This is a genomic window from Amycolatopsis sp. cmx-11-51 (genome assembly GCF_047608665.1).
In the GTDB taxonomy this organism is placed as follows: Bacteria; Actinomycetota; Actinomycetes; order Mycobacteriales; family Pseudonocardiaceae; genus Amycolatopsis.
On sequence record NZ_JADNQO010000003.1, the window covers coordinates 237,933 to 260,794 of the forward strand.

The following is a 22,862-nucleotide window of genomic DNA, read 5'->3' on the forward strand; positions in this document are numbered from 1 at the left end:
AAGGTCATCTCCCCATTTCCCATCATCAGTCAGGTGTTGCGGCACGGCTTTGGTGGGTCTCAATTGGTCAGTGCCGTGATCGGCTGTTGCCGAGTCGCGCGGAGGGTGGGCAGCAGGGTGGCGGCGGCGGTGATCGCGGCGGCGCCCGCGATGATGGCCAGGTACATCCACAGTGGACCGCCTGGTATCGGTGAGCGGGTTTTGACCAGGCTGTAGGGGATCGTCGTGGTCAGTGCCGCGAGCGACCCGAGCACGATCGCGACGACGGCCGAGACGATGGTTTCCACCGCCACCATGCCCAGTACCTGTTGCCGGGTCGACGCGGTCAGGCGCAGGAGGCCGAACTCGCGCCGACGGTGCCAGGTCGCGGCGATCAGTGAGTTCGTCACCGCGATCGCGCAGAACGCGATGATCATGGCCACGATGAGGTAGTTCGCCGCGGCGAACTGCGGGCCGATGTCGTCGGGCGGGCGGGTAGCGGCCGTGCTGTCTTCGGTGCTCTGCATGTACAGCGTGCCGACCGCGATCCCGACGAGCAGTGTGAGCGGGCCGATGATGGTGCCCGCGCGCGGCGCGCGGGCACCGAGGTTGCGCAGCGCGAGCCGGCCTACTCCACCGGGCAGCCAGTCGGCGGCCCGGCAGACCGCGGCGACCACCGCCGGGCTGAGCAGCGCGAGCCCGATCGCCGTCGCGATGCAGGCCGGCCCGGCCGCGGCACCGAGCAGTGGCCCGTCCGGCATGGCCAGTGTCCCGATCCCGGTCCCGATGCCGGCCAAGACGAAGACGCCGCCGAGCCACAGCTTCGTCCGCGACAACGCGGTGGCATGGTCCGGGGCGTCCGCGGCGCCTGCCAACGCCCGCACCGGCGCGACCCGCGCCGCCCGGCGCCCGGCGAAGACCGAGGCGAGGGCGGCGGACAGCAGAGCGACCGTTGCGCCGGCGACCACGGTGCGCCAGGTGGCCACCAACCCACCGGTGGTGACGACCCCCAGTCCGGTCATCCGGTCGAGCAGGAACGAGCCGAGCCCGATGCCCGGCGGCACACCGAGGATCACCGCGGGTATCGCCACCGCGACGGTCTCCACCACGACCATGCGCCGGACCTGGCCCGGTGTCGTGCCGACGGCGCGCAGCAGCGCGAGTTCGTGTTCCCGTTGCTGGATTACCAGGGACACAGTGGACACCACGCCGAACGCCACCACCACGACGGTCCAGCCGCCCATGATGACGGCCAACATGCCCAGTGCCTCCGAGGCGGAGGAGTATCCGGTTTCGGCGAGCGCCGCGAACGCGGTCAGCAACGCGGTGCCCGCGAACATCGCGCTCCCCGAGGCGAGGTAGGCCGGTATCCGGGTGCGCACGGTGCGTAGGGCGAGCCTGCCGATCATCGCCCGGCTCCCACCGGCGCGCCCAGCGTCGCCATCCGGGCGGCCACGGCCTCGGCGCGGGGCCGGACCACGGTGTCGACCACCCGGCCGTCGGCGAAGAACACGACGGCGTCGGCGACCGACGCCGCGACCGGGTCGTGGGTCACCATCACGATCGTGCGGCCGGCACCGCTGACCGCGTCGCGCAGCAACTCGAGCACCTGCGCCGCGGAACGGCTGTCCAGCGCGCCGGTCGGCTCATCGGCGAAGATCACCGCGGGCTCGCTCAGCAGCGCGCGGGCGATGGCCACCCGCTGCTGCTGCCCACCAGACATCGCGGCCGGCCGGGCGTCCGCGTGTTCGGTGAGCCCGAGCCGCGCGAGCACGTCGCGCACGGCCGACCCGGCGACCCGGCGGCCGGCGAGTTCCGCAGGCAGCGTGACGTTCTGGCGGACGGTCAGCGTCGACACCAAATTGTAGGCCTGGAACACGAAACCGAGACGGTCGCGGCGGAAGCGGGTCAGCGCGGCTTCGTCCAGCCCGGTCAGCTCGGTGCCCTCGATCGTCACCGAGCCGGACGTCGGCCGGTCCAACCCGGCGGCACACTGCAGCAGGGTGCTCTTGCCGGAGCCGGACGGGCCCATCACCGCGGTGAACGTCCCGCGTGGGAACGCCACCGTCACGCCCTCCAGCACCCTGCGGGCAGCGGGACCAGTTCCGTAGGTCTTGACCAAATCGCGGACGGCCACGCTGGGCCGAGACCCAAGCTGCTCGGCCGCCAAGCCTGTTGAGTACGTTGTACGAGTCATAAATACACCGTACATGGTGCCATCACGAGCTCGACTTGGACGTACGAAAATGTTCATATAGCCAGGTAAGTGCCCATGTATTCGCCGTGTGCCTCGTACGTCACGTATAATTTCGTCACAACTAGAGTTTCGTGACGAAAAGGAGGAGGCGGATGGCCGAGTGCCTGGTGTGCGGACGGCCGCTGCCCGACCCCGGCCGAGGTCGGCCGCCGCGGTACTGCTCGCGCGCCTGCCGTGCCCGGGCCTACCGCGAGCGGGTCGCCCGCAAACAACGCCACGACTTCGCACTGCCCGAAACCGTCAGCACAACCCTCAGTGTCGAGCGGATCGTCCGGGCCGCGATCGCGCTGGCCGACCGAGAAGGCGACGTCGGCCTCTCGATGCGCCGCACCGCCGCGGAACTCGGAGTGGGCACGATGTCGCTCTACCGCTACCTCCCGGACAAAGAGGAACTCGGCGGACTGATGATCGACACGGTTTTCGGCGACCGCCCCCTGCCTGAACCCGGCCCCGGCGGCTGGCGCGCGAAACTCGAACTGTCCGCCCACCGCGAATGGGACATCTATCTGCAGCACCCGTGGATTCCCCGGATCTTCGCGCTGACCACCCGGCCACCGCTCGCACCTCGCATGATGGCCTACACCGACTGGCGGATCCGCGCCGTCGACGGCCTCGGCCTGGACTTCCCCACCATGGTCCGCACCGCCATCGCGATCTCCGCCCACGTACAGAGCGCGGCTTTGCCGCTATCCCGCGAGCGACACTCGAAAGACACCCGCGGGGAATGGCTCGACGCCCGCAGCGCCCGGATCCGGGAGACCTTCGGTCCCCACGGCCTCTCGATGATCGCCCGATTCGACACGGACGCCATCGCCGCGTCCGAACCCGCCAGCATCTTCGAGTTCGGCCTTCAACGCCTACTCGACGGAATCGCCCAACTCCTTCCGCCAAGCACATAACCCACCGACGCACACCACGAATCGCGAACCTTGACCTCACCGAACGTGAGAACCGCCGCCGTGACCGAGACCACGGGTGCGGCGCCGACGATTCTCCGAAGTCTTTTTCCGATGCGCTGGCGGCTTCGGGCGCGTACGCGGCGAGGCACCGAATTGTCGTGCAAATCGAGTGAATCGCTATCGCAGACCGCCGAGCCGAATGCCTCTTCTCGGTCCAGCGCGGCGGCCCACCGCCGGGAGTCAATCGTGCTCCAGTAGGTCGCCTGCACAGCCGGGCCGTCATTGCCCGGCTCACCCCGGATGGGTTGATACTCGTCTACACATGGTCGGGGAAGTGCTGCCGGCACCAAGTGGTGTTCCCGGCCGTGTCGGGCCTTCTACGGCGACCACGGTCACCTCGATGATTCTGCCGTTCCCATCCCGGAGCCCAGATATCGGCGTCGAACGTCACCGGAACCCGCCGCCACCGCCCTGCGGGATTGCCAAACACCCGCTGCCGGTGGTCCCTTCGTCGTGGCAGGCGACACCACGGCCCAGCGTTTCCCCATGACTTTTCCCCCGGTCGAGTGGTCGTCGCGTCGATTTCCAACCCGAACTCGTCGTCCGGTCGAAGACAGCCCCCACCGGGCAACAAAGGCCGGACAGTGGGAGATCGCCGGGAAGACCCGGTCCTCGGGTTCGACAATGTGTGCACACTCGGCGTCCCGGGCTTCTGGCGAACGCGCCGAGGGGTGCCGCTGGGGACTACCCTGAGATCTACTCGTGGCCCGGCCCCGCCATCATCTGTCAACGGCGAGAGGTACCTGCGATGCTGTACTCGACGAACGTCCATTCCTCCGGCCGCGCCAGCCTGCAGTTGGACGTACTCGGCCCCGTGCTCGGCCCAGCGACGGTGTCTCTGCAGAAACTGATCATCGGGGTGATCGTGTCGAACGTTCCGGAGACGCTCGTGATCAATCTCGGTCGCACCACCGCGCTCAGCCTGGCCGGTGTGAATACGCTGCTCACCGGCTACACCACCGCGATCGACTACGGCACGAACTACCGGGTCCTGCACGCCCACGGCCCAGTCCTCGACATCCTCCACAGCACCGGCACCCGCGAAGTCCTCGCCGACAGCAACGACCTCGGCGCACTGCTATTGGCCGCCCTCCTCTCGCCCGTCACCGTCCCGCCGACCGCCACCTGACTGACGACGATGAAAGCCGGTCTTCGGTGAAGGCCTTTCCGCCTTCTGGGATTGGCCGTGGCTTTGCCGAGGCTGAAAATACAGACGGTCCTGCACCACCGTGCCGCCGCCCGTGGCGAGCTGCCCGAAGCCACAGTTCGCCAACGAACTGTCATCGCGCGGGCCAAGGGTGCGCTCGCCGAGTACGGCGCCTCGGTATGCATGACGGCGTTCGGGCAATTGCGCGAGTACGACCACATCACCGCGCTGCCCTTCACGCCTCTCCGGCCGGAATCTGGTTGAGAAAGCATTCCGGCGGGTAGCCTGAAATGGTGGCGGTTGGTTGAGCAACCAGCTGACCGTCACTGCAACAGCGATTCGATGTCGGCTTTCCTCGACCAAGCCGCTCGATCCCGGATCTCGTCGTCGCGGTTGTACATTTCAAGGACCGCCGGGATGCCTCAGCCGTTGGCCGCGGTAATGCATCGGCTTTCCCGTACCGAGTTCAGGACTTGTTCGATCGGGAATTCGCCAGTCCACTGCCCAGTGGAACGATCGCTCGTGTCGCGCATCAGTGCGCGAGCTGGTCGACGACGGCGGCGAACAACCGTGGTGCTCTGGCGGCGGCAGGCACGATCAACGGCGCGAGCGCAGGCCGCCCTCGCGCCCACAGCAAGGTTTCGGTCAGCCAGCGCGACCGCCGCGAAGCCTGCTTCCAGGCGCGGTCATAGTCGGCGGGACGATCCGCGCGCAGGCAGCGGACGAGTTCGGCCGCGGTGGCCAGGGAGACCGCGAGGCCTTCGCCGGTGAGGGCGTCGACGTAACCGGCCGCGTCCCCGACGAGCAGGACCCGTCCTGCCACCCGGTTCGATGTGCGTTGCCGAAGCGGACCCGCGCCCCGGACCGACGACACCGGTTCCGCCCCGGCGAGTCGCGCCGCGAGCTCGGGAAACGCGGCGAGCTGTTCAGTGAACCCGCCACGGACCGAGGACAGGACCGCGACCCCGATCGTGTCCGGCCCGACCGGCGTCACGTAGGCCTCGGACCGGGCCGCCCAGGTCACCTCGACCGTGTCGGTGCCAGGGGGCAGGGCGTAGTGGCGGCGCAGTCCCCAGCGAGGCGTGCCCGTCGAACTCGCGGTGCCGGGTTTGGCCAGACCGGTGAGAGCACGGAGCGGCGAGTGCAGCCCATCGGCCGCGACCAGATACCGCGCCCGCAGTTCACCGGCCCGTACGTGGTCGTCGTGTTGCGTCACTTCCGCTACCGCGATCGGGAGGATCGGCACGCCCTGCCGGTCCACCTCCGTACGCAAGGCGTTGTGCAGTGCGGTCCGCCGCACTCCTTTGCCGGCGCCGACACGGAACGCGGCTCGCACGATGGTGGAGCCCTGCCGGTAGGTGATGCCGCGGATCGGATGACCTGGCGGGTCGACCCCGAGCGCTGCCAGTGCACGCACGGCACCCGGCATCAACCCTTCCCCGCACGCCTTGTCGATCACTCCGGCACGTTTCTCGCACACCACCACGTCCAGGCCTTCTCGCGCACACCCGAGCGCGACGGCGAGTCCGGCAGGGCCGCCACCGACCACGACCACGTCGTGTAGATCGTCAGTCATGTGCCGACTTCAGCGCTTGATTTTCCGCGCGGATCCGGACGGTCAGCAATCCGGCGTTGAGCACGGTGAACACCGTGGCGGTCAGCCACGCGCCGTGGACGAGCGGCAGGGCGAAACCCTCGACGACGACGGCGACGTAGTTGGGGTGCGGGACCAAGCGATACGGGCCGCCGGTGACGCGGGGGAGACCCGGGACGACCACGATGCGGGTGTTCCACTGACGGCCGAGGGTACGGATGCACCACCATCGCAGCGCTTGCGACGCGACCACCATGGCCAGCATCGGCCAGCCCAGTACGGCGATGAAAGGGCGGTCGGCGAGCCACACTTCGAGCAGGCAACCGGCCAAGAGCCCAGTGTGCAGCACCACCATGAAGGGGTAGTGCCCGAACCCGGTTTCGTGTCCTCCCCGGGCCAGGCTCCAGGCCAGGTTGCGTTTCGCGACGACCAGTTCGGCCACTCGTTCGATCGAGACCAGTCCGACCAGGACCGTGTACCAGATCTGGCTCACCATCGCAGCAACACCAGCTCAGCGCAGAAACCCGGGCCCATCGCCATCACCACTCCCCAGTCACCCGCGGACGCGGGCCGCTCGGCGAGCGTATCGGCGAACACGTGCAGGACCGAGGCTGACGACAGGTTCCCGATTCGGTCGAGGGAACGCCAGGTCATCGCCAGGTCCTCCTCGTCCAGACCCAGCTCCGTCTGGATCGCTTCGATCACCTTCGGCCCGCCTGGATGGCAGATCCAGCGGGCGATGTCACCGGTCTTGAGGCCGTGCGGGGACAGTAGTTCCTCGACATCTCCCGCGAGGTATTCGTGGACGAGATCCGGAACTTCCGCGCCCAGCACGACTTTCAATCCGGTGCTCCCGATGTCCCAGCCCATCGCGCGTTCGGTGTTTTCGTACAGGTGGCTGACCGAGTCCACCACATAGGGGCCCACCGCCGCCTTGGCGTGATCTTCACCCACCGCGATCACCGCGGCTGCACCGTCGCCGAACAGTCCGGACGCGATCATGTTGGCAGCGCTGGCATCCTGGCGCTGGACGGTGAGTGAGCACAGCTCGACCGACACCAGCATCGCCACCGACGTCGGCCAGCCGCGCAGGAAGTCGTGCAGCCGCGCGATACCCGCCGCCCCGGCCAGACAGCCCAGACCGACGATCGGCAGTCGTTTGACGTTCGCGCGCATCCCGATCCGCGAGGCGATGCGCGCGTCCAATGACGGAACCGCGATACCGGTCACCGTCGTGGACATCACCAAGTCCACATCGGACGGTGTGAGTCCCGCGTCGGCGAGGGCGGCGAGCGCGGCTTCGCAGCCGAGATCCACCGCGGCCGACAGGAAAGCGTCGTTCGCCGCCGTGAAATCGTCGATCGCGTCATAGCTTTCGATGGGTAGCGCCAGATGACGGGTGGCGACCCGCGCACTGGCGTGGAAGCGGTTCGCCACCGCTCGCGCGGCCTTGTCCGGCAGGCACAGCCGCCCGAACAACTCGGTCAGTTGCGCCTGCGGATAACGGTGCGGCGGGAGCACACCGTGGACCGCTGAAATTGTCGTCACCTCGTTCACGGTACGACCTCCGCCTACACTTGGCAGATGACCGGCTTTCCGACCACACCGGACGGTGCGACCCACCAGACGGTGACAAGACCGCGTCGGCGAGGGTTGCTGCGAGGTCTCGCCGGGGCATGCCACCCCGTTCCCGGGCTGGCGGTGACGGTGGTGGCCGTGGTGCTTGCCGCCGGCACAGGTCTCGACGTGGGCCGGGTGGCGCTGCTCGGTGCCGCGGTGCTGACCGGCCAGTTGTCGATCGGCTGGTCCAACGACTGGATCGACGCAGCCCGCGACCGCGCCGTCGGCCGCACCGACAAGCCGGTCGCCGCGGGGACCGTCCCGGTGGGGTTGATCGCGGTCGCCGCATCGACCGCTCTGGCGGCGACGATCGTGTTGTCCATTCTGCTCGGATTGTCCGCGGCGGCGGCCTTGCTGATCGGCGTCGCGGCCGGGTGGGCTTACAACCTCGGCCTCAAGTCCACGATCTGGTCCGGCGCGACCTACCTGCTCGCCTTCGGAGCCCTGCCCGTCGCACCGTACGTCGCGCTGCCCGGACAGCCGTGGCCCCCTTGGTGGATACCCGTCGTCGGGGCGCTGCTCGGATTCGGCGCGCACTTCGCGAATGTTCTGCCCGACCTGCGGTCGGACGCGGAAACCGGAGTACGCGGACTTCCGCACCGGCTCGGCCCCGGAGCGGGGGTGATCGTCATGGCTGTCGCGTTGGCCGCCGCGTCGGTCATCCTCGGTTTCGCCCCCGCGACCATGTCAGTCATCTTCGCGTTGGCTGTATCGGCGGCCGGGATCGCGCTGGCCGCCGCGACCGCCATGGCCGCGATTCGCGCACCCCGAAGTCCAGTGGCGTTCCGGTTGACGATCGTGATCGCGATCCTCGATGTCATGCTGCTGATCTCGACCACGCTTTAGCGCCTAAGCCTCACTCTGCGATTTCCGAAAATAGTTCGATCGAGCGTTCTTGTGAACTTTGGAGAACCGGTCCTGGCGTGGTTCGTGCATGTCGGTTGAGGCACAGCCGGTATTTCTTTCGGTGAGTCGCACGAGATGCTGGATGCTGTGTGTACGCCAAACGGATACTGGGGGATACGCACGGATCAGGAGTGCGGATTTCGTGCTTTTGATGGAGATCCGGCGCCGTTCGCCGAGGTGCCTTTCTCTGTCACGCCGCGGCCGGTACACCGTTGCCTGCCGCGTGATGGCCGCCGTCGTCGACATCTCTCCAGATCGGAGCAGCGCTCTCAGCGCGCCGACCCTCGCACCTCCCCGGCGTCCGCCACGTCGCCATCTATCTGAGATCTCTCGAAGTAACCCTGCTCCCCGACGTGGCTGGGTCTCGTCGTCGTTCCGAGGTCGTACGATGTGATCAAGGTGGTTCGAGGATGCCCAAGGCGATGTGACAACGCTGCGATCACCTGTTCCACCTCGCATGCCGCTGTCTCGGGTGCCGGTCAGCTCCACGGTGACCATTCAGGGACGAAGGCCCGGTTTCGATCCAGCTTGAGAGAGCCGCAAGACTATGGCAGGTGGGGTCGGAGTGGCCAGCTCCCGGTGCGGCGAAGGGGGGAGGGTTCGGCCGAATGCGCGAGTTTGAGGTTCATGTCGGGTGAGGTACTCAGATGGAGTACACCGCTATGAAACTCGCAACGGTCAGGCCTTCGCGAAGCGAGGCCGTTTCCACGGCGACGAAGGAGGTGGAGATGTCCAGCATTGACAGTTCTGCAGGTGAAGGCCTCAGTGCCGTACTGGGAAGCGTCGCGCGCAGCCTGCAAGCCGAGCCCAACGTCGACACCACCATCGCGGCCATCGTGAAGGCCGCCGTTGACCACGTGGCCGGCGCCGATTACGCCGGGATTTCCCTGGTCGAGCATGGTCGGATCCGCACCGTCGCGCCCACGGACGAAGTGGTGGTCACGATCGACGAAGTGCAGTATCGCACCAAGCAGGGCCCATGTGTGAACGCGATCGCCGAGCATCAGGTCTTCCGTACCGGTGACCTTGCCGCCGAGGCCCGCTGGCCGAAGTTCACCCCCGCGGCCGCCGCGACCGGGATGCGCTCGATGCTGGCTTACCGGCTGTTCGTCAGCGAGAACACCCTGGGCTCGCTCAACCTCTATTCCCGCAGCGTTGAAGCGTTCAGCGACCAGACCGAACAGGCTGGTCGCATATTCGCCTCTCACGCGGCGATCGCCCTTATCGGGGCGCAGACCGAAGCGCGGTTGAATATCGCGCTCGGACATCGCGATGTCATCGGCATGGCCAAGGGAATTTTGATGCAACGTCACGGCATCGACGCTGTCGAAGCCTTCCGGCTACTCATCGAGTCCTCCCAGGCGACCAATATAAAACTGCACCAGGTCGCTGAATGGTTCGTCGAACACCATCGGGAATTGTCGCCACGCGGGAGCAAAAGCTGACCGACTTGGTCGCCGGCCGAAGCTGCTGGCTGTCATTTCCTGCGAGTAACGTGCCCTGGCAGGGGACTTGTGAATCGAATCCGGTGTTCTCTGGGCCGGGAGACGATGTCAACGGAAATGCCCGATCCTTGGCACTGTCCAGGTTTACCTTTCATGCGTTCATTTTCGTGCCGCCCGTCCTGAAGAGGGTTATTCGAGGGGCGGGACGAAGGTGGCGTGTCTGAGGGGGCTGTCCTCGATGCCGCATTGGGGGCATCATTCCTGCGGTGTGTCGTGCCGCGTGGAGCACGGTCTCGACCGACTTCGCCCTACCCCTCAAAAAACGACAGCGGTGATGTGATCAACCGAACGCGTTCTCCTGGTAGTGAAGGACCTCCTTCCCTACTTTGAGAGTCCGGGTCTCGAAAAATCCTTTATCGTCGCGGGGTCGTACCGGGTGCGGAGCTTGCTTAACAGAAATTCGGGGACATGTCCCCTCGGCCCTTGCAAGCAGTAGCGATGTCAAGCCCGGATTACCACCAGCAGCGCAGACCAGCAGCTCTGCGACTCTGCCGGGACACTGGCCCTGAGAGCGGGGAAGAAGGCCTGCACGACCCGCCGATGTGATCGCGCTGGCGGGGTGGCATCACAGCCGACAAAGAAAGGATGCGAAGACCGGCTGTCCGACTTTCCAGCCGTCGCCGCAACGCGGTGATGAGATCTTCATCGTGAAGTACTGGAGTTCCGTGGCGATCGAAGTCGGTGCTGTATCCGAATCGTCCGATTCGAGGCGAAGCCGAGCGATGACCGCGGAACTCATCGGGCCGCAGCGTGCGAGTGCGAGTCAGCGCCGAAATCTCAGGCATCATGACCGGGCTCAGGCCCGGTTATGACAGCTCCGGTTCAGCTCGCCCAGTGGGAACAAAGTGCCGATGGTGCGCATGCGGAGAGGATCACCGCCACTGGCCGAAGAACCCGTCCAAGGTGCGTGTCCGATCATCCTCGGCATCGAGCAGCAGGTGATCTTGCCCGAAAGCGTGCTCCAGCACCTCGTTCTGGGTGAGCCGGGTCGACCAGCGGCGCGCGCGTCCGATTGCTCGGGTCGACCACGCCACGCCGGCCAGTGTCTCCCCCCGGATCAGGTCGATCCTTCCGCGGTCGGACACGGTGAGCGCTTCCACCGCCCTGTGGATGGCCGAGTCCGGCAGCGGTTCGTAAACCTCGACACGCACCCTCGCTCGCCTGAGCTGGTCTTCGGTCCACGGGTCGGTGCGCACGACTCCCGCGTAGGTCTCCGTCAGCCGTTCGTCTTGGGTCGGCAGCCGGATTTTCAGGTCGCGATGGGTTTGCCGGAGCAGCGAGTGCACCGTGCGTACCACGTGACCGAAGGTCCTTTCGGCGCGCACCGTGACCAGTACGTCGGAAATAGTTCCGGGCAACGGGGCGCCGCGCGTCGAAGGTTCGGGGATCACGGCGGCCAGCCGTGCGCTTTGGCGGTCCAGGATTTCGCCGTCCTCGTCCCGTCCGGCCCAGTCCGGCCCGTCGTGCCAGGCGACGGCGTCACGCTCGTGCACGAGGACCGCACCCGCGTTCCACGCCCGATAGGCGAGATCCCAGTCCTCGCCGCCGTAACCCACGAAGCGCTCGTCGAAACCTCCGAGGTCGTTGAACAGTTCTCGACGGCAGGCCAAAACCGCCCCGATCATGAAACGGAAGCTACGGCCGTCGGCGTGCAGGAGGTCCGCTGTGGCGGTGTAGGCGTCCTTCAGCCAACTGGGCTCCGCTAGCTCTGTCGATTCGGGCCGGGCACCGTCTCCCAGATCCGCGAACGAAGTGTGCCGCCGTCGTCCTGTGGCCAGCACATCGGGGCACCGGGCGACGTGTCGGACCATCTCCGCGAGGTAACCGGGTTCGGGAACGGTGTCGGCGTCAAGGAAGACAAGGACCTCACCGGTACTGCGCCGCGCGGCGTGGTTCCGGATGGCCGCGGCGCGAAAACCCTGGTCCGGCTGGCTCACCACCAGGGTATCGACGCCTTTGATCTCGAAGGCCGGGGTTGTCGACGAGCCGTCGTCGGCGAGGATCACCTGCGAAGGACGTAAGGTCTGGCACCGCAGCGCCGCGGCCATGCGGGTGAGGTGCCGATGTTGCTCGAAGTGCGTCACGATGACGGTGATGGTCGGCACGGGCCGCGGGTAGGGTTTCAGCAGATCCCAGCGGTTGCGGGGCACCAGGACATCGGTCAGCACGGCGTCACCACCGGACGACGATCGACGTTGGCCAGCACCCGCCGGTATACCGCGAGGTGCTCCGCGCCTGTGTCGGACCACGCTGGACGAGTCGGCGATCGAGTCACTCCGGGGTGGGCCAAGGCCCGGATGATGTGACGGGTCAGCTCTCGCTCAGATTCGCCCAGCAGGAGATTGCCAGGATACCGGCGGTCGATCTCCCTGCTGTACCGCCCGGCCCAGGTCACCGGCCTGCGACGGCAGGACAACCAGGACAGCAGGGAACCGCTGGCGCTGACGTTGCGATTGAGTACTACCGGTACGCGCGCCGAGCGGGCCAGATCGGTGAATTCCGTGTCGCTCAGATGGCCGGTGAGCAGGAACGGGACCTGCCGCCGGACGGCGTGCTCGCGGACTCGGTCCAGCAGGTCGCCGTGTCCCGCGCTCACGGCTCCGGCGGCGATGACCGCGGGTGGGCCGTCGGCGTTGCCCTGGCCCACCGCCGCGGCCAGGTCGATGGCTTCGAGGTGCCCCTTGCCCGGGTAGAGGTAGCCAAGCAGAACGAGAGACGACGCTGGTTGGAGCGGAGTGTCGTTAGGTGCCGATACCGGTTCCGGAGGTAGGGGCAGGTCGATGTGATGCACGGGTTTCCGGGTCAACGCGGTGACTTTGCGGGCCTCGTGTTCGGCCGAGACGATCACCGCGTCGCTTGCCTCCAGCACGGCCGCGTAACCCCGGCAACGGTTCCGGTCGCGCCAGGTGTGGCCGAAGGGGTCCGGAACGTCGTGCACGGTGACCACCAAGGGACGGCGCGCGGATGCCGCCCAGTCCCGGTACGCGTCGACGGCCTTTTCGATCGTGTCGCCGAACAGCGCGTCGGTGAAGTGGACGTGCGTCAGATCCGGTTCGTCGTCGGTGCCGATCGCTCCGTGGGCCTCACAGAGGCTGGTGACCGATCGTGCGTGACGGACGACTCCGTGTCCGGCCGGTCCCGGCGCGTAGATTTGGAATCTCACCGGCCGCTCACCGTCGCCGGTGCCGGAAGACGGGTCACCGTGCGATAGAGGGCGCGGTGGGCCTGGGCGATGGCGACCCTGTCGGTCTCCCGCCGCCCCGGATCCGCGCGCCATCGGGGCCGTTCCGCGTAGGCTCGGCGGACCGCGGCGTCCAGGCTGTGCGGGTCCAGAGCGGTCTCGGTGCGGTGGTACAGCCAACAAGGGGCTTGTTCCTGGTAGAACCCGCAATCCGGGGCGAGGACGGTGGTTCCCAGATCGTAACAGGCCTCCAGCCAGCCGGAATGGGTGCCGAACCGATGGGGCAGCACGGAGACGTCGAGACCTTCGAGATAGTCGAACAATTCGGCGTCGGAGAATCGCGGTCGCAGAGAGACCGACACTCCGCACCGCCGCAGTTCGTCGGCGGCCCTTCGGCCACCGGTGTCGTCGTGGGCGAGTACGGAGAGCCGGGCGTCGGGTAATGAGGCCACCGTTCGTGCGAGCTGCTCGGCGACGGCGATGGCGTCACAGTTGGCACGCATGCTCTTCGCGTGCACGCCGACCACGAACGCTTCTCTGTCGCCGCGCGAGGCCCGTCGACGCATCCGCGCCGGATCGACAACGTGCGGGTGCGGGATGACCTTCGCCTCACGACCCCACGTGGTGGCGATTCGCGCGGCCGCGCCCTGGGTCAGGGTGATCACCGCGTCGGCCGAGGGCACCAGGATGTCCAGAGCTGCTCGATGCGGGCCGGGATCGGCTTGGTGTGGATTGCGCAGGTCATGGACGGTCAGCACCAGAGGTTTTCCGTGCGCACGCAGCGCTTCCACCATTGCTCGCAAGTCTCCGGGTGTGCGGTGTTCATACCCGAAATGCAGGTGCAGCAGGTCGAATCGGTGGTGCTGCGTACGCAACCAAGACGGCCGCAGCATCTGATGCGGCCACCACTGACCGGCCGGGGCACCGGGGACCGGCGGATCGGGAAGAACATGGAAGTCCTGTGCCGTCGCCTTGTCCGAGATGTGCCGGACATAAGAATGGCAAGCAGGCACGGAGGCCACGTTCAGCGGAGTACGCACCTCCGCAAAGTAGCCGTTTTTCCCGCGGTCAAACATCGGTCGGGAGTGAGTTCAGCCGGCTGGAATTCCGCTCGGCGGCGCGAGTGGTACTCGTCCATGATGGACCTCATGGATCACGGCCGGTTCGCGCACTACCGGGACTTCTACGAAGGCCCCAAGTCGGCAGCGCCGATCGCCTTGGTGATGGGGAACTGTCAGGCCGAGTCGGTGCGCATCATGTTGGCGTCGTCGAAATCGTTTCCGTGTGTGCTGGTGCGGGTACCACCGATACATGAACTGAGCCCGAATGACATGGACCCACTTGAAGCGTTGTTGACGAGAACGGAAATTCTGCTGACTCAGCCGGTGCGGACGAACTATCGCGGCCTTCCCGTGGGGACGACCCAGCTGTCGGCCCGGCTTCCGTCGTCGGCGCGGACGGTACGCTGGCCTGTCGTCCGTTATGGAGGGCTGCACCCGTACACGGCGATCGTGCGGCATCCCAGCGCTCGGTCGGCCGTGCCTCCGCTCGTGCCGTACCACGACCTGCGGCTGATTTCCCAGCTTGCCGGCCGCCAGGTGGATGTCCACTGCGCACCAGCCGCGGAAGCGGTGACCGCGGTGGCCGCCCTGTCAGTGGCCGAGTTGCGCCGACGGGAGCGCTCGACGGCAGACGTTGCCGTTTCCGATCTGCTGACGTCCGCGGGGGCTGACGCGATGCGCACACCGAACCATCCGGGTAACGCCGTCCTACTCGGTCTGGCGTGGCGACTGCAAGGTGCCTTGGACCTGCCCGCCGACGCCACAGACCCGGGACGGCCGCTGCTGAACGACATCCACGCTCCACTGAGCCAACGGGTGATAACCACGCTGGGCTTGCAGGCCCGAGCCCGGCCGGACTGGCTGGTGGCCGGTGAACCGGTCGACGAGCATCTACTGTGGAAGGAGCACACGCGATGGTACGAACGACATCCACAGTGGATCGAAGCCGGTATCTCGCGGCACCGCGACCAGATGGCCCTGCTCGGCCTGTGATCGATGGCGGCGGTCGCGTGGCGCCACGCTCACCGGCGGCCGGCCGCGACGGCGCGAAACTGTCCATCGGCCTGGTCGCGTCCGCCCGCTACCCCATCCGTGAACCTTTCGCCGGTGGCCTGGAAGCGCACACCTGGCAACTGGCGACAGGTTTGCGCCGGCGGGGACACGATGTGACCGTCTTCGGGGGAACGGATTCCGATCCCGATCTGCGGGTCCAGACGATGCCCGTCCTGCCCGCTCTTTCCACACAGGCCCGGATGGACGTCAGCATGCCCGCCGACTACTTCATCGCCGAGCACCACGCCTATCTGGGGTTGATGCTCGATCTCGGCGCCGCCGGGCGATGCGACCTCGTGCACAACAACTCACTGCACTATCTGCCCATCGCCATGGCCTCGACGCTGCGGACACCGACGCTCACCACGCTGCACACCCCGCCGACTCCCTGGCTGGAATCCGCGGTCCGGTTGCGTTCTCCGCGCCATACCAGTTTCGCCGCGGTCAGCGCGCACACCGCCCGCCAGTGGTCCTCGCTCGTGCCCGGGATCACGGTGGTGCGCAACGGAGTCGACCTGGACCGGTGGACGCCCGGCGCCGGATCCGGCGTGCCGGTGTGGTTCGGCCGGATCGTGCCGGAGAAGGGCCCGGAACTGGCCATCAGGGCAGCGCTCGAGGCCGGCACCGGCCTCCGGCTGGCGGGTCCGCTGCCGGACACCGACTACTTCCGCGAACAGATCGAGCCACTACTGGGGAAGGAGATCGAGTACCTGGGGCATCTGGCCCATCACGATCTCGTCCACCTCGTCGGATCCGCCAGTGTCGCGGTGGTGTCCCCGCGCTGGGAGGAACCTTACGGGCTGGTGGTCGCCGAAGCCCTGGCTTGCGGAACCCCGGTGGCCGGATTCGCGCGGGGAGCCCTCCCGGAAATCCTCGACGCCTCCAGCGGCGCACTGGCCACCCCCGACGACGTCACCGGCCTGGCCACCGCCATCGCCATCGCATCCACTTTGGACCGAGCGGCGGCACGACAGCGCGCGGAAACGGCGTGCTCGGTGGACCGAATGGTGGACGAGTACGTGCAGCTGTACCGGGAACTGCTGTCATGATCGCCTTCTACGTCCACCACCACGGTTCCGGGCATCTCCATCGGGCTGTCACCATCGCCCAAGCCCTGGGTGGGAAGGCCATCGGGTTGTCCAGTCTTCCCGCGCCCGCCGAGTGGCCTGGTCACTGGACCGTGCTGCCCGGCGACGCGGACGGGGTCGACCGGCGACACGACGAGGTGACCGCGGGGTCCACCTTGCACTGGGCGCCCCGGCATCACGAAGGCCTGCGTGATCGCATGGCACTGATCAGTTCGGTGTTGCGCGACGAAGACGTCCGGCTCCTGGTCAGCGATGTGTCGGTCGAAGTGGCGCTACTGGCCCGCCTGCACGGCGTACCAGTAGCGGTCGTGGCACAACCGGGCCGTCGTACCGACCGGGCCCACCGGACCGCCTACGACCTCGCCGAAGTGATCATCGCGCCGTGGCCGCGGCGACCCGCCCCGGACTGGCCGCAACCATGGCTCGACAAAACCGTTCACGTCGGCGCGCTTTCGCGGTTCGACCGACGTCCGGTGACACCGGTCGCCGCGGACCGGAATGTCCTGGTGCTGTGGGGCACGGGCGGACTCGCGGTGTCTTCGGCCCAGTTGCGAGCGGCCGCGGCGGCCACCCCGGACTGGCGGTGGGACGTCGCCGGTCCGAGCCGCCCGGGTGAGACCCCGGATTTCCGGGCGCCGAATCTACGGCACCAAGGCTGGGTGGCCGACCCCTGGCCGCTGCTGGGCGACGCCGGCGTCGTGATCACTCACGCCGGGCAGAACGCTCTGGCCGAAGTGGCGGCGGCGAGGCGTGCCGCGGTCGTCATCCCGCAGCCCCGACCTTTCGGTGAGCAGCAGGCCACCGCCGCCGCGCTCATCCGCGCCCGGCTGGGTGTGGTCGTCCCTTCCTGGCCCGAGCCCCGCCGCTGGTCCGCGCTCCTGGCCCGCGCACAAGCCCGAGGTGGCGACTGGCGGAAATGGTCGAGTGGGAACGGCGCGACACAGGCCGCGGCCATGCTGCGGGAAGTGGCAGGTGAGAGATGACTGCCCGCCCGCGAACCGCTGTCGTCACCATCACGGCCGGCCGCGACGCCCATTTGCGGCGGCAGCGGGAGGCGCTGGCCGAAGAAGAGGCCGACCTGCATGTCGTGGTCGGCATGGCGGGGCCCCCGGATCTGCGGGGCGCCCCTGGCTCATCGCCGGTCGTGTCGGCCCACGTGGTGGCGGGAGACCGGGGCCTTCCGTTGGCCGCCGCTCGCAACGCCGGGGCGCGGGTGGCACTCGAACACGACATCGAACTGCTGGTGTTCTTGGACGTCGACTGCATCCTGGGCCCTGGTTCGCTCGCGCGCTACCAAGCCGCGGCTCGACGGGTACCTCCGCACACGGTGCTCTGCGGCCCGGTGGCCTACCTGCCGCCTCCGCCGCCTCGGGGATATCCCGCGGCGGGGGAGCTCGCCAGGCTGGCCGAGCCGCATCCGGGCAGGCCGGCGCCTCCGCCGGGCGAGATCACCTTGGAGGACGACCGGTTCGAACTCTTCTGGTCGTTGTCCTTCGCGACTTCGCGGGAAGATTGGCGTCGTTTCGGCGGTTTCTGCGAGGAGTTCGCCGGGTATGGCGCCGAAGACACCGATTTCGCCCTGCGAGCCGCCGGCCGCGGCGCCCGGCTGGCCTGGGTCGGTGGGGCCACGGCCTTCCACCAGTACCACCCGCCCAGCAGACACGAGCCGCGGCACGTTCGTGAACTGGTGACGAACGCCCACCTGTTCCACCGGCGCCACGGGTGCTGGCCGATGACCGGCTGGCTGATCGAGCTGGACCGTGCCGGGGTCGTTCGCTTCGACCCCGGACAGGACGTCCTCCGCCTACTTCCCGGATTCGAGCACCGACTCGCACTCCACAACTTCACGTAAAGGATCAAGATGTCCTCACCACGCGTCGTCGTCATCGGAACCGGATACGTCGGGCTCACCACGGGCGCGTGTCTGGCATCACTGGGCCACACGGTGGTGTGCGCTGACACCGATCAGGGCAAGATCGACCGGTTGACCGACGGCCGGATCGACATCCTCGAGCCTGGGCTGGCCGATCTGGTCACCGCGGGTACCGCGAACGGTCGCCTGAAATGTGTGAGCACCACCGAGTCCGCGTTCGCCCACTTCCTGAAGCGGGCGGAGATGGTTTTTCTTTGCGTACCGACGCCCATGGGCGCGGGTGGCCTCGCCGATCTCAGCATCCTCGAGTCGGTGGTGAAGCAGATCAGCGGCGTGCTTTCGCCGGACTGCACGGTGGTGACCAAATCCACCGTGCCGGTCGGCACCGCGACACAGCTGACGCGGATTCTGCGCCGCGACGATGTGGCCGTGGTGTCCAATCCGGAGTTCCTCCGTGAAGGCACCGCCGTACGGGACTTTCTCCACCCGGATCGGATCGTGGTCGGCTCGGCTTGCCGGGAAGCGGCCGGAAGGGTCGCGGCTCTCTATGCGCCACTGGGTGCTCCGACGGTGCTGACAGACGCCGCTTCCGCCGAGCTGATCAAGTATGCCGCCAACTGTTTCCTGGCCGTGAAACTGTCCTACGCCAATGCCATCGCCGAATTATGCGACCGAGCCGGCGCCGACGTCGTCGACGTCGCCGAAGGTATGGGATACGACCGGCGAATCGGCCAGGAGTTCCTGGCACCGGGCCCGGGCTGGGGAGGCTCCTGCCTGCCGAAGGACACTTCGGCACTGCTCCAACTCGCGGACTCCATGGATTTCGAGTTCCGTCTGGTCCGCGCCGCCATCGACACCAACATCCGCCAGCACAAGCGGGTGGTGGACAAAATCCGCGACGTCGTCACGGGAACCCGCCTCGGCTCGCTGAGTCAGGTGCGGCTGGCGCTGCTGGGGTTGACCTTCAAGGCCGGAACCAACGACCTGCGCGATTCACCCGCGCTGGCCGTGGCCGCCCTGCTGCGTGAAGCCGGCGCCGAACTGGTGGCTTTCGATCCCGCCGTGAATCCCGGCGACGAGCGGGTCGCCGATCTTCCGTTCGCCGTGACGGACAACGCCTACGACGCGGCGCGCGGGGCCGACGCGATCGTCGTTCTCACGGAATGGCCGGAGTTCCGGGAACTGGACTGGCCACGCCTCGCCGCCGTGGTCCGCGCTCCCTCTGTTGTCGACACCCGCAACCTGCTCGACCCCGTTTCCCTCGGCCAAGCGGGTTTCAGCTGGACAGGTCTGGGGCGGCCCCCGCACGCCGTGCCGACGACAACCTCGACCGCGTCGATACTGCTCGACTCGGCACCAGTCGGCTCACACGCTTTGCGCGAAGCGTTACTGTGACAAAGGATCGTTGACGTGATGGCTATCGCGGGACTTGTCGCGAAGGAACCGATGCGTCCACACGAGGCCGCACGTGGCGACGAAGCCGACGAAGAACAACAGCGGACTCCCTGCCAGTACGCCTGTCAAAACCATGAGAACCGCTGTCGCATCGGAAAGGAACAGCAAAAATATCCGAATCCGCGGATCGTCCATTCCGTTCCGTCTGCTCATTTTGGCCGCGAAAGCGCGGTCGTCGGCCTTCAGTCCCTTTTCGATCCGGCGTAGTGCGTCGCGTTCTTCGTCAGGTGAGGACATCCGGCACCTCCTGGGTGAATGCGGCAGGGCAGCCATCGATCCCCGGACGTTCATGAGGTCGCGGATGACGCGCCGGCCAGGACCTGGGCCAACGCGCCGCAGGAAGGCCGCCGCCACCGTGCGGCACGACGACCGCCGTGGCAAGAGATCGCGGAACTCGGGTGGGGAAAAGTCGTGCGGTGGTGGGCAAGGTGAGACCTCCACACCGGAGCGAAAGGGCTTTCCGTGTCGAGCGAGAATCGACGGCCCTCGCCGGCAGAGTGCCTGTCGTATCGGCTACTCGGGCACCGCATCCGAGGTCTGGCGCGGCTGCCGGACCCCCAAGATCGCCACGACGAGCGCTACTAGCGCGGTCAGCGCGTGAAGGATGTTATCCGCCCAGTTGAGGTTGACCTCGTCTCCGGCCGATGTCGTGGCCGCGGAGAGGATTCCGAAGCAAGTGAGCCCGGCGAAAGCCACAAAGACGAACCAGCCGTAAATGGGCATCAAAGCCGGTCTGAACACCGCGACGAGCCCGACCACCCCGGTGGCGGTACGGAGGAGGTCCAGCATCCCGGTGGCGCTGAAGATCCAGACCGTGTTCTCTCCGGTCGGGTTGTTCTCAGGCATGAAGAAGAAACCGAGCACACCGACAGTGAGATGCACGAGCGCGAGGATCAGCACCGCCAGACGGAGAGAAGACAGTGTCGCCGGTTTGCTCATCGGAGTACCTCCCTTTCGTCAAGGTTCATTCTTTGGTGCTGAATATCCGAGTGAGGCAGTTCTGTCGCGCCATGGATTTCGGTGATCGTAGTCACCACATGAACACTCACTCCGAACAGAAGCTGCATCGCTCTTGGATCGATGCAGCGCGGATACCCCGCGGGACATGGCTTCACACGTCGCGCAACCTGATCAGGAAAGCGGGCCTGGATCGCGTGCGGGTTGCCCCAGTGCCACCTCCCGCATCGCGTCGGACAGTCGCGGGTAGACCGGCGCCCGCACGTCGACGGCGAACAGTCGCAGGATCCGCAAGACACCGGGGGAGGCGGTGACCAGGCCGATCCGGCGGCGTTCGGACTGGGCCTGGGCCGCGGCTGCTTCCAGCACCCGGAGCCCCGCCACGCCCAGGAACGTCACGCGAGACAGATCGATCAAGGTGCAGACAGGCAAGGGTTGATGCAGATTCCGCCGCAGAAGTGGGGCGGTGGCCGTGTCCAGTTCGCCGGTCACGCTGAGGATGACCAGGTCGGCGGTGTGAACGTGGTTGGTCACCCGTGCCGGTGGGGAAGGGGTGGGCTGCGCGTAGAAGCCGAGGCGATCGCCGGTGTTCGCTGCCGAGAGAAGGCGGGTGGCTGGCCGGTCTTCGAACTCAAGGGATGGCTGGGACGAGGAAGGCATAAGAGTGGTCTCCCCGGGAAGCGGGACGACACGGGCCTACAAGCGAGCTATACGAAATACTCGCGGGAGCGCGTCGTTGGGCCGCACTCGACACCGATTCGGCTGATGCGGCGGCGGACAGGTCGTCGGACGCACGAAGCTGAGGTTGAACCCCGCGCTTCTCGACCGTACGTCAACCGGGACGTTTCCGCAGCCCCTCCGAGCAGGGAGTTTCACATTTTGAATCGGTTTCGCATCGTTTCGCCTTGATCGTTGCCGGGTATCCGGTCTTACGGCCCGTTCAGGAGGCAGGAGGAAAGCGATGACGAAGCATGTTCGGCAAGGTGACCGAGTTGGGGCACCTTCCCGTCACTCGCCGCATCCCTCGGCTCGGCAGAGTTGAACGACCGTGCAGCGATGAGGGCTCAGAGTGCCCGAGCGCACTTCGCGACTCGTTTAGCTCACGTCCGGTGAGGGAACTCCGGGGTGGTACGGCAGGTCGCCCCAGCCCCGGCGCCGCAGGATAAGGGGAAGGACGTCCATGGCCCTATCGTCAATGACGCCGCCGAGCGCCGAAGCAGATTCTCGTGCGGGGGTTCGTAACGATTTTCGGGACCTCGCGGGTTTGGTACGGCGCCAAGGTCTGCTCGACCGCCGCTACGGCTACTACGCGGCGAAGATCAGTCTCACCGCACTCGCGCTGGTCGGCGGTTGTGTGGCGTTCGTAGTACTGGGTGACTCTTGGTGGCAACTCGCGATGGCGGCGTTCTTCGCGGTGCTGTTCGCTCAGGTCGCGTTCCTCGGCCATGACGCGGGGCACAACCAGATTCTTCGGACCGGACGGGCCAACGACCGGCTCGGATACGGCTTCGCCGCGATCGTCGGCATGAGTTACGGCTGGTGGATGGGTAAGCACACCCGGCACCACGCGAGCCCCAATCACGAAGGCGACGATCCCGATATCGAAATTCCTCTGCTCGCCTTCACCCGTGCGCAACTGGGCGACAAGAGCGGATTCGTGCACTGGACCACGAAGCATCAGGCCGGCCTCTTCTTCCCGCTCCTGTTGCTGGAAGGCATCAGCCTGCACTGGGCAGGCATCCGAGCCGTGTGGCGCGGCGAGGTCAAAGCCCGTCGCCTGGAAGCGGTGTTGCTGATCGCGCACATCGGTGGCTATCTCGGCGCGATATTCCTGGTGATGTCCCCGCCGGTGGCGATCGCGTTCATCGCCGTGCATCAGGGGTTGTGGGGTGTCTATATGGGTTGCTCGTTCGCGCCCGGCCACAAAGGTATGCCGACCTACACCGACAAGACCAAACTGGACTTCCTGCGCAAGCAGGTCCTCACCAGCCGCAACGTTCGCGGGGGCCCGTGGGTCGACTTCGCACTCGGCGGCCTGAACTACCAGATCGAGCACCATCTGTTCCCCAGCATGCCGCGGGGCAACTTGCGCCGCGCGCAACCACTGGTGCGCGAGTTCTGTGTCGCACACGAGATCGACTACGCCCAGTGCGGATTACTGACGACCTACGGTCACGTCCTGCGGCACCTACGCGATGTCAGCGCACCTTTTCGCACGGCAAAGTGA

Annotated in this window: 22 protein-coding genes; 11 read left to right on the forward strand and 11 right to left on the reverse strand. The window is 67.0% G+C overall.

Annotated elements, in window-relative coordinates; genetic code table 11:
* Positions 1-59: 59 nt before the first annotated feature.
* The gene (locus ACM6LU_RS14560; protein ID WP_414938188.1) at positions 60-1,388 is read right to left on the reverse strand and encodes an FtsX-like permease family protein; all 1,329 of its coding nucleotides are present in this window, start codon (positions 1,386-1,388) and stop codon (positions 60-62) included.
* The gene (locus ACM6LU_RS14565) at positions 1,385-2,176 is read right to left on the reverse strand and encodes an ABC transporter ATP-binding protein (protein ID WP_414938189.1); all 792 of its coding nucleotides are present in this window, start codon (positions 2,174-2,176) and stop codon (positions 1,385-1,387) included. The genes ACM6LU_RS14560 and ACM6LU_RS14565 overlap by 4 nt, the downstream gene beginning before the upstream one ends.
* 152 nt (positions 2,177-2,328) lie before the next feature.
* On the opposite strand from ACM6LU_RS14565, the gene ACM6LU_RS14570 reads away from it, so the two are divergent.
* The 3 genes from ACM6LU_RS14570 (at position 2,329) to ACM6LU_RS14580 (ending at position 4,606) form a co-directional block, all read left to right on the forward strand.
* A complete protein-coding gene (locus ACM6LU_RS14570; RefSeq protein ID WP_414938190.1) occupies positions 2,329-3,135 on the forward strand; it encodes a TetR/AcrR family transcriptional regulator in 807 nt (268 codons plus the stop codon).
* An 808-nt stretch (positions 3,136-3,943) separates the two neighbouring features.
* Complete coding sequence (locus ACM6LU_RS14575) at positions 3,944-4,324, forward strand: hypothetical protein (protein ID WP_414938191.1); 381 nt, start codon at positions 3,944-3,946, stop codon at positions 4,322-4,324.
* Positions 4,325-4,381: 57 nt separating this feature from the next.
* Complete coding sequence (locus tag ACM6LU_RS14580; RefSeq protein WP_414938192.1) at positions 4,382-4,606, forward strand: hypothetical protein; 225 nt, start codon at positions 4,382-4,384, stop codon at positions 4,604-4,606.
* Positions 4,607-4,874: 268 nt separating this feature from the next.
* Here ACM6LU_RS14580 and ACM6LU_RS14585 read toward each other — a convergent pair whose 3' ends face one another.
* The 3 genes from ACM6LU_RS14585 to ACM6LU_RS14595 are packed head-to-tail and all read right to left on the reverse strand — an operon-like array spanning position 4,875 to position 7,484.
* Positions 4,875-5,918, reverse strand: a complete 1,044-nt coding sequence (locus tag ACM6LU_RS14585) for an NAD(P)/FAD-dependent oxidoreductase (RefSeq protein ID WP_414938193.1) — start codon at positions 5,916-5,918, stop codon at positions 4,875-4,877.
* Positions 5,911-6,432 carry an isoprenylcysteine carboxyl methyltransferase family protein gene (locus ACM6LU_RS14590; RefSeq protein WP_414938194.1) on the reverse strand — a complete coding sequence of 174 codons (522 nt, stop codon included), beginning with the start codon at positions 6,430-6,432 and terminating at the stop codon, positions 5,911-5,913. The genes ACM6LU_RS14585 and ACM6LU_RS14590 overlap by 8 nt, the downstream gene beginning before the upstream one ends.
* Positions 6,426-7,484 carry a type III polyketide synthase gene (locus tag ACM6LU_RS14595; RefSeq protein ID WP_414938195.1) on the reverse strand — a complete coding sequence of 353 codons (1,059 nt, stop codon included), beginning with the start codon at positions 7,482-7,484 and terminating at the stop codon, positions 6,426-6,428. The genes ACM6LU_RS14590 and ACM6LU_RS14595 overlap by 7 nt, the downstream gene beginning before the upstream one ends.
* A 36-nt stretch (positions 7,485-7,520) precedes the next feature.
* On the opposite strand from ACM6LU_RS14595, the gene ACM6LU_RS14600 reads away from it, so the two are divergent.
* Positions 7,521-8,402 carry a UbiA family prenyltransferase gene (locus ACM6LU_RS14600; RefSeq protein ID WP_414938196.1) on the forward strand — a complete coding sequence of 294 codons (882 nt, stop codon included), beginning with the start codon at positions 7,521-7,523 and terminating at the stop codon, positions 8,400-8,402.
* 788 nt (positions 8,403-9,190) lie between these two features.
* The gene (locus tag ACM6LU_RS14605; protein WP_414938197.1) at positions 9,191-9,907 is read left to right on the forward strand and encodes a GAF and ANTAR domain-containing protein; all 717 of its coding nucleotides are present in this window, start codon (positions 9,191-9,193) and stop codon (positions 9,905-9,907) included.
* 932 nt (positions 9,908-10,839) lie between these two features.
* Here the strand turns inward: ACM6LU_RS14605 and ACM6LU_RS14610 are convergent.
* The 3 genes from ACM6LU_RS14610 to ACM6LU_RS14620 are packed head-to-tail and all read right to left on the reverse strand — an operon-like array spanning position 10,840 to position 14,188.
* Positions 10,840-12,135, reverse strand: coding sequence for a glycosyltransferase family 2 protein (locus ACM6LU_RS14610; RefSeq protein WP_414938198.1), 1,296 nt, complete (start codon positions 12,133-12,135; stop codon positions 10,840-10,842).
* Complete coding sequence (locus tag ACM6LU_RS14615) at positions 12,129-13,130, reverse strand: hypothetical protein (protein WP_414938199.1); 1,002 nt, start codon at positions 13,128-13,130, stop codon at positions 12,129-12,131. Before ACM6LU_RS14615 ends, ACM6LU_RS14610 begins: the two co-directional genes overlap by 7 nt.
* On the reverse strand, positions 13,127-14,188 hold the full coding sequence (locus ACM6LU_RS14620; RefSeq protein ID WP_414938200.1) for a glycosyltransferase: 1,062 nt from the start codon (positions 14,186-14,188) through the stop codon (positions 13,127-13,129). Before ACM6LU_RS14620 ends, ACM6LU_RS14615 begins: the two co-directional genes overlap by 4 nt.
* A 183-nt stretch (positions 14,189-14,371) precedes the next feature.
* Here ACM6LU_RS14620 and ACM6LU_RS14625 point away from each other — a divergent pair, with 183 nt between their 5' ends.
* Genes ACM6LU_RS14625 through ACM6LU_RS14645 form a run of 5 tightly spaced genes read left to right on the forward strand, consistent with a single transcriptional unit; the run spans position 14,372 to position 19,618 of the window.
* Positions 14,372-15,202, forward strand: coding sequence for a WcbI family polysaccharide biosynthesis putative acetyltransferase (locus ACM6LU_RS14625; RefSeq protein WP_414938573.1), 831 nt, complete (start codon positions 14,372-14,374; stop codon positions 15,200-15,202).
* Positions 15,203-15,219: 17 nt separating this feature from the next.
* Positions 15,220-16,311: a glycosyltransferase gene (locus ACM6LU_RS14630; RefSeq protein ID WP_414938201.1), complete on the forward strand. Its 1,092-nt coding sequence runs from the start codon at positions 15,220-15,222 to the stop codon at positions 16,309-16,311.
* On the forward strand, positions 16,308-17,333 hold the full coding sequence (locus ACM6LU_RS14635; RefSeq protein ID WP_414938202.1) for a glycosyltransferase: 1,026 nt from the start codon (positions 16,308-16,310) through the stop codon (positions 17,331-17,333). The genes ACM6LU_RS14630 and ACM6LU_RS14635 overlap by 4 nt, the downstream gene beginning before the upstream one ends.
* Positions 17,330-18,202, forward strand: a complete 873-nt coding sequence (locus ACM6LU_RS14640; RefSeq protein ID WP_414938203.1) for a glycosyltransferase family 2 protein — start codon at positions 17,330-17,332, stop codon at positions 18,200-18,202. Before ACM6LU_RS14635 ends, ACM6LU_RS14640 begins: the two co-directional genes overlap by 4 nt.
* A 9-nt stretch (positions 18,203-18,211) precedes the next feature.
* Positions 18,212-19,618 (forward strand): UDP-glucose dehydrogenase family protein, encoded by a 1,407-nt coding sequence (locus ACM6LU_RS14645; protein WP_414938204.1) that lies wholly within the window; start codon positions 18,212-18,214, stop codon positions 19,616-19,618.
* Here ACM6LU_RS14645 and ACM6LU_RS14650 read toward each other — a convergent pair.
* The 3 genes from ACM6LU_RS14650 to ACM6LU_RS14660 all read right to left on the reverse strand — a co-directional run bounded on the left by ACM6LU_RS14650 (position 19,610) and on the right by ACM6LU_RS14660 (position 21,169).
* Positions 19,610-19,915: a DUF3040 domain-containing protein gene (locus ACM6LU_RS14650; RefSeq protein ID WP_414938205.1), complete on the reverse strand. Its 306-nt coding sequence runs from the start codon at positions 19,913-19,915 to the stop codon at positions 19,610-19,612. The two genes, ACM6LU_RS14645 and ACM6LU_RS14650, sit on opposite strands and share 9 nt — an antisense overlap.
* 276 nt (positions 19,916-20,191) lie before the next feature.
* A complete protein-coding gene (locus tag ACM6LU_RS14655; protein WP_414938206.1) occupies positions 20,192-20,617 on the reverse strand; it encodes a DUF4383 domain-containing protein in 426 nt (141 codons plus the stop codon).
* A 192-nt stretch (positions 20,618-20,809) separates the two neighbouring features.
* Positions 20,810-21,169 carry an STAS domain-containing protein gene (locus ACM6LU_RS14660; protein WP_414938207.1) on the reverse strand — a complete coding sequence of 120 codons (360 nt, stop codon included), beginning with the start codon at positions 21,167-21,169 and terminating at the stop codon, positions 20,810-20,812.
* A gap of 646 nt (positions 21,170-21,815) precedes the next feature.
* Between ACM6LU_RS14660 and ACM6LU_RS14665 the strand changes: the two genes are divergently transcribed.
* A complete protein-coding gene (locus ACM6LU_RS14665) occupies positions 21,816-22,862 on the forward strand; it encodes a fatty acid desaturase family protein (protein ID WP_414938208.1) in 1,047 nt (348 codons plus the stop codon).

What these genes read in the sequence shown, in the direction of transcription:
- ACM6LU_RS14560 (WP_414938188.1), bottom strand. Translation starts at nt 1,388, where the DNA reads ATGATCGGCAGGCTCGCCCTACGCACCGTGCGCACCCGGATACCGGCC.
- ACM6LU_RS14565 (WP_414938189.1), bottom strand. Translation starts at nt 2,176, where the DNA reads ATGACTCGTACAACGTACTCAACAGGCTTGGCGGCCGAGCAGCTTGGG.
- ACM6LU_RS14570 (WP_414938190.1), top strand. Translation starts at nt 2,329, where the DNA reads ATGGCCGAGTGCCTGGTGTGCGGACGGCCGCTGCCCGACCCCGGCCGA.
- ACM6LU_RS14575 (WP_414938191.1), top strand. Translation starts at nt 3,944, where the DNA reads ATGCTGTACTCGACGAACGTCCATTCCTCCGGCCGCGCCAGCCTGCAG.
- ACM6LU_RS14585 (WP_414938193.1), bottom strand. Translation starts at nt 5,918, where the DNA reads ATGACTGACGATCTACACGACGTGGTCGTGGTCGGTGGCGGCCCTGCC.
- ACM6LU_RS14590 (WP_414938194.1), bottom strand. Translation starts at nt 6,432, where the DNA reads ATGGTGAGCCAGATCTGGTACACGGTCCTGGTCGGACTGGTCTCGATC.
- ACM6LU_RS14600 (WP_414938196.1), top strand. Translation starts at nt 7,521, where the DNA reads ATGACCGGCTTTCCGACCACACCGGACGGTGCGACCCACCAGACGGTG.
- ACM6LU_RS14605 (WP_414938197.1), top strand. Translation starts at nt 9,191, where the DNA reads ATGTCCAGCATTGACAGTTCTGCAGGTGAAGGCCTCAGTGCCGTACTG.
- ACM6LU_RS14625 (WP_414938573.1), top strand. Translation starts at nt 14,372, where the DNA reads ATGGGGAACTGTCAGGCCGAGTCGGTGCGCATCATGTTGGCGTCGTCG.
- ACM6LU_RS14635 (WP_414938202.1), top strand. Translation starts at nt 16,308, where the DNA reads ATGATCGCCTTCTACGTCCACCACCACGGTTCCGGGCATCTCCATCGG.
- ACM6LU_RS14640 (WP_414938203.1), top strand. Translation starts at nt 17,330, where the DNA reads ATGACTGCCCGCCCGCGAACCGCTGTCGTCACCATCACGGCCGGCCGC.
- ACM6LU_RS14645 (WP_414938204.1), top strand. Translation starts at nt 18,212, where the DNA reads ATGTCCTCACCACGCGTCGTCGTCATCGGAACCGGATACGTCGGGCTC.
- ACM6LU_RS14650 (WP_414938205.1), bottom strand. Translation starts at nt 19,915, where the DNA reads ATGTCCTCACCTGACGAAGAACGCGACGCACTACGCCGGATCGAAAAG.
- ACM6LU_RS14655 (WP_414938206.1), bottom strand. Translation starts at nt 20,617, where the DNA reads ATGAGCAAACCGGCGACACTGTCTTCTCTCCGTCTGGCGGTGCTGATC.
- ACM6LU_RS14665 (WP_414938208.1), top strand. Translation starts at nt 21,816, where the DNA reads ATGGCCCTATCGTCAATGACGCCGCCGAGCGCCGAAGCAGATTCTCGT.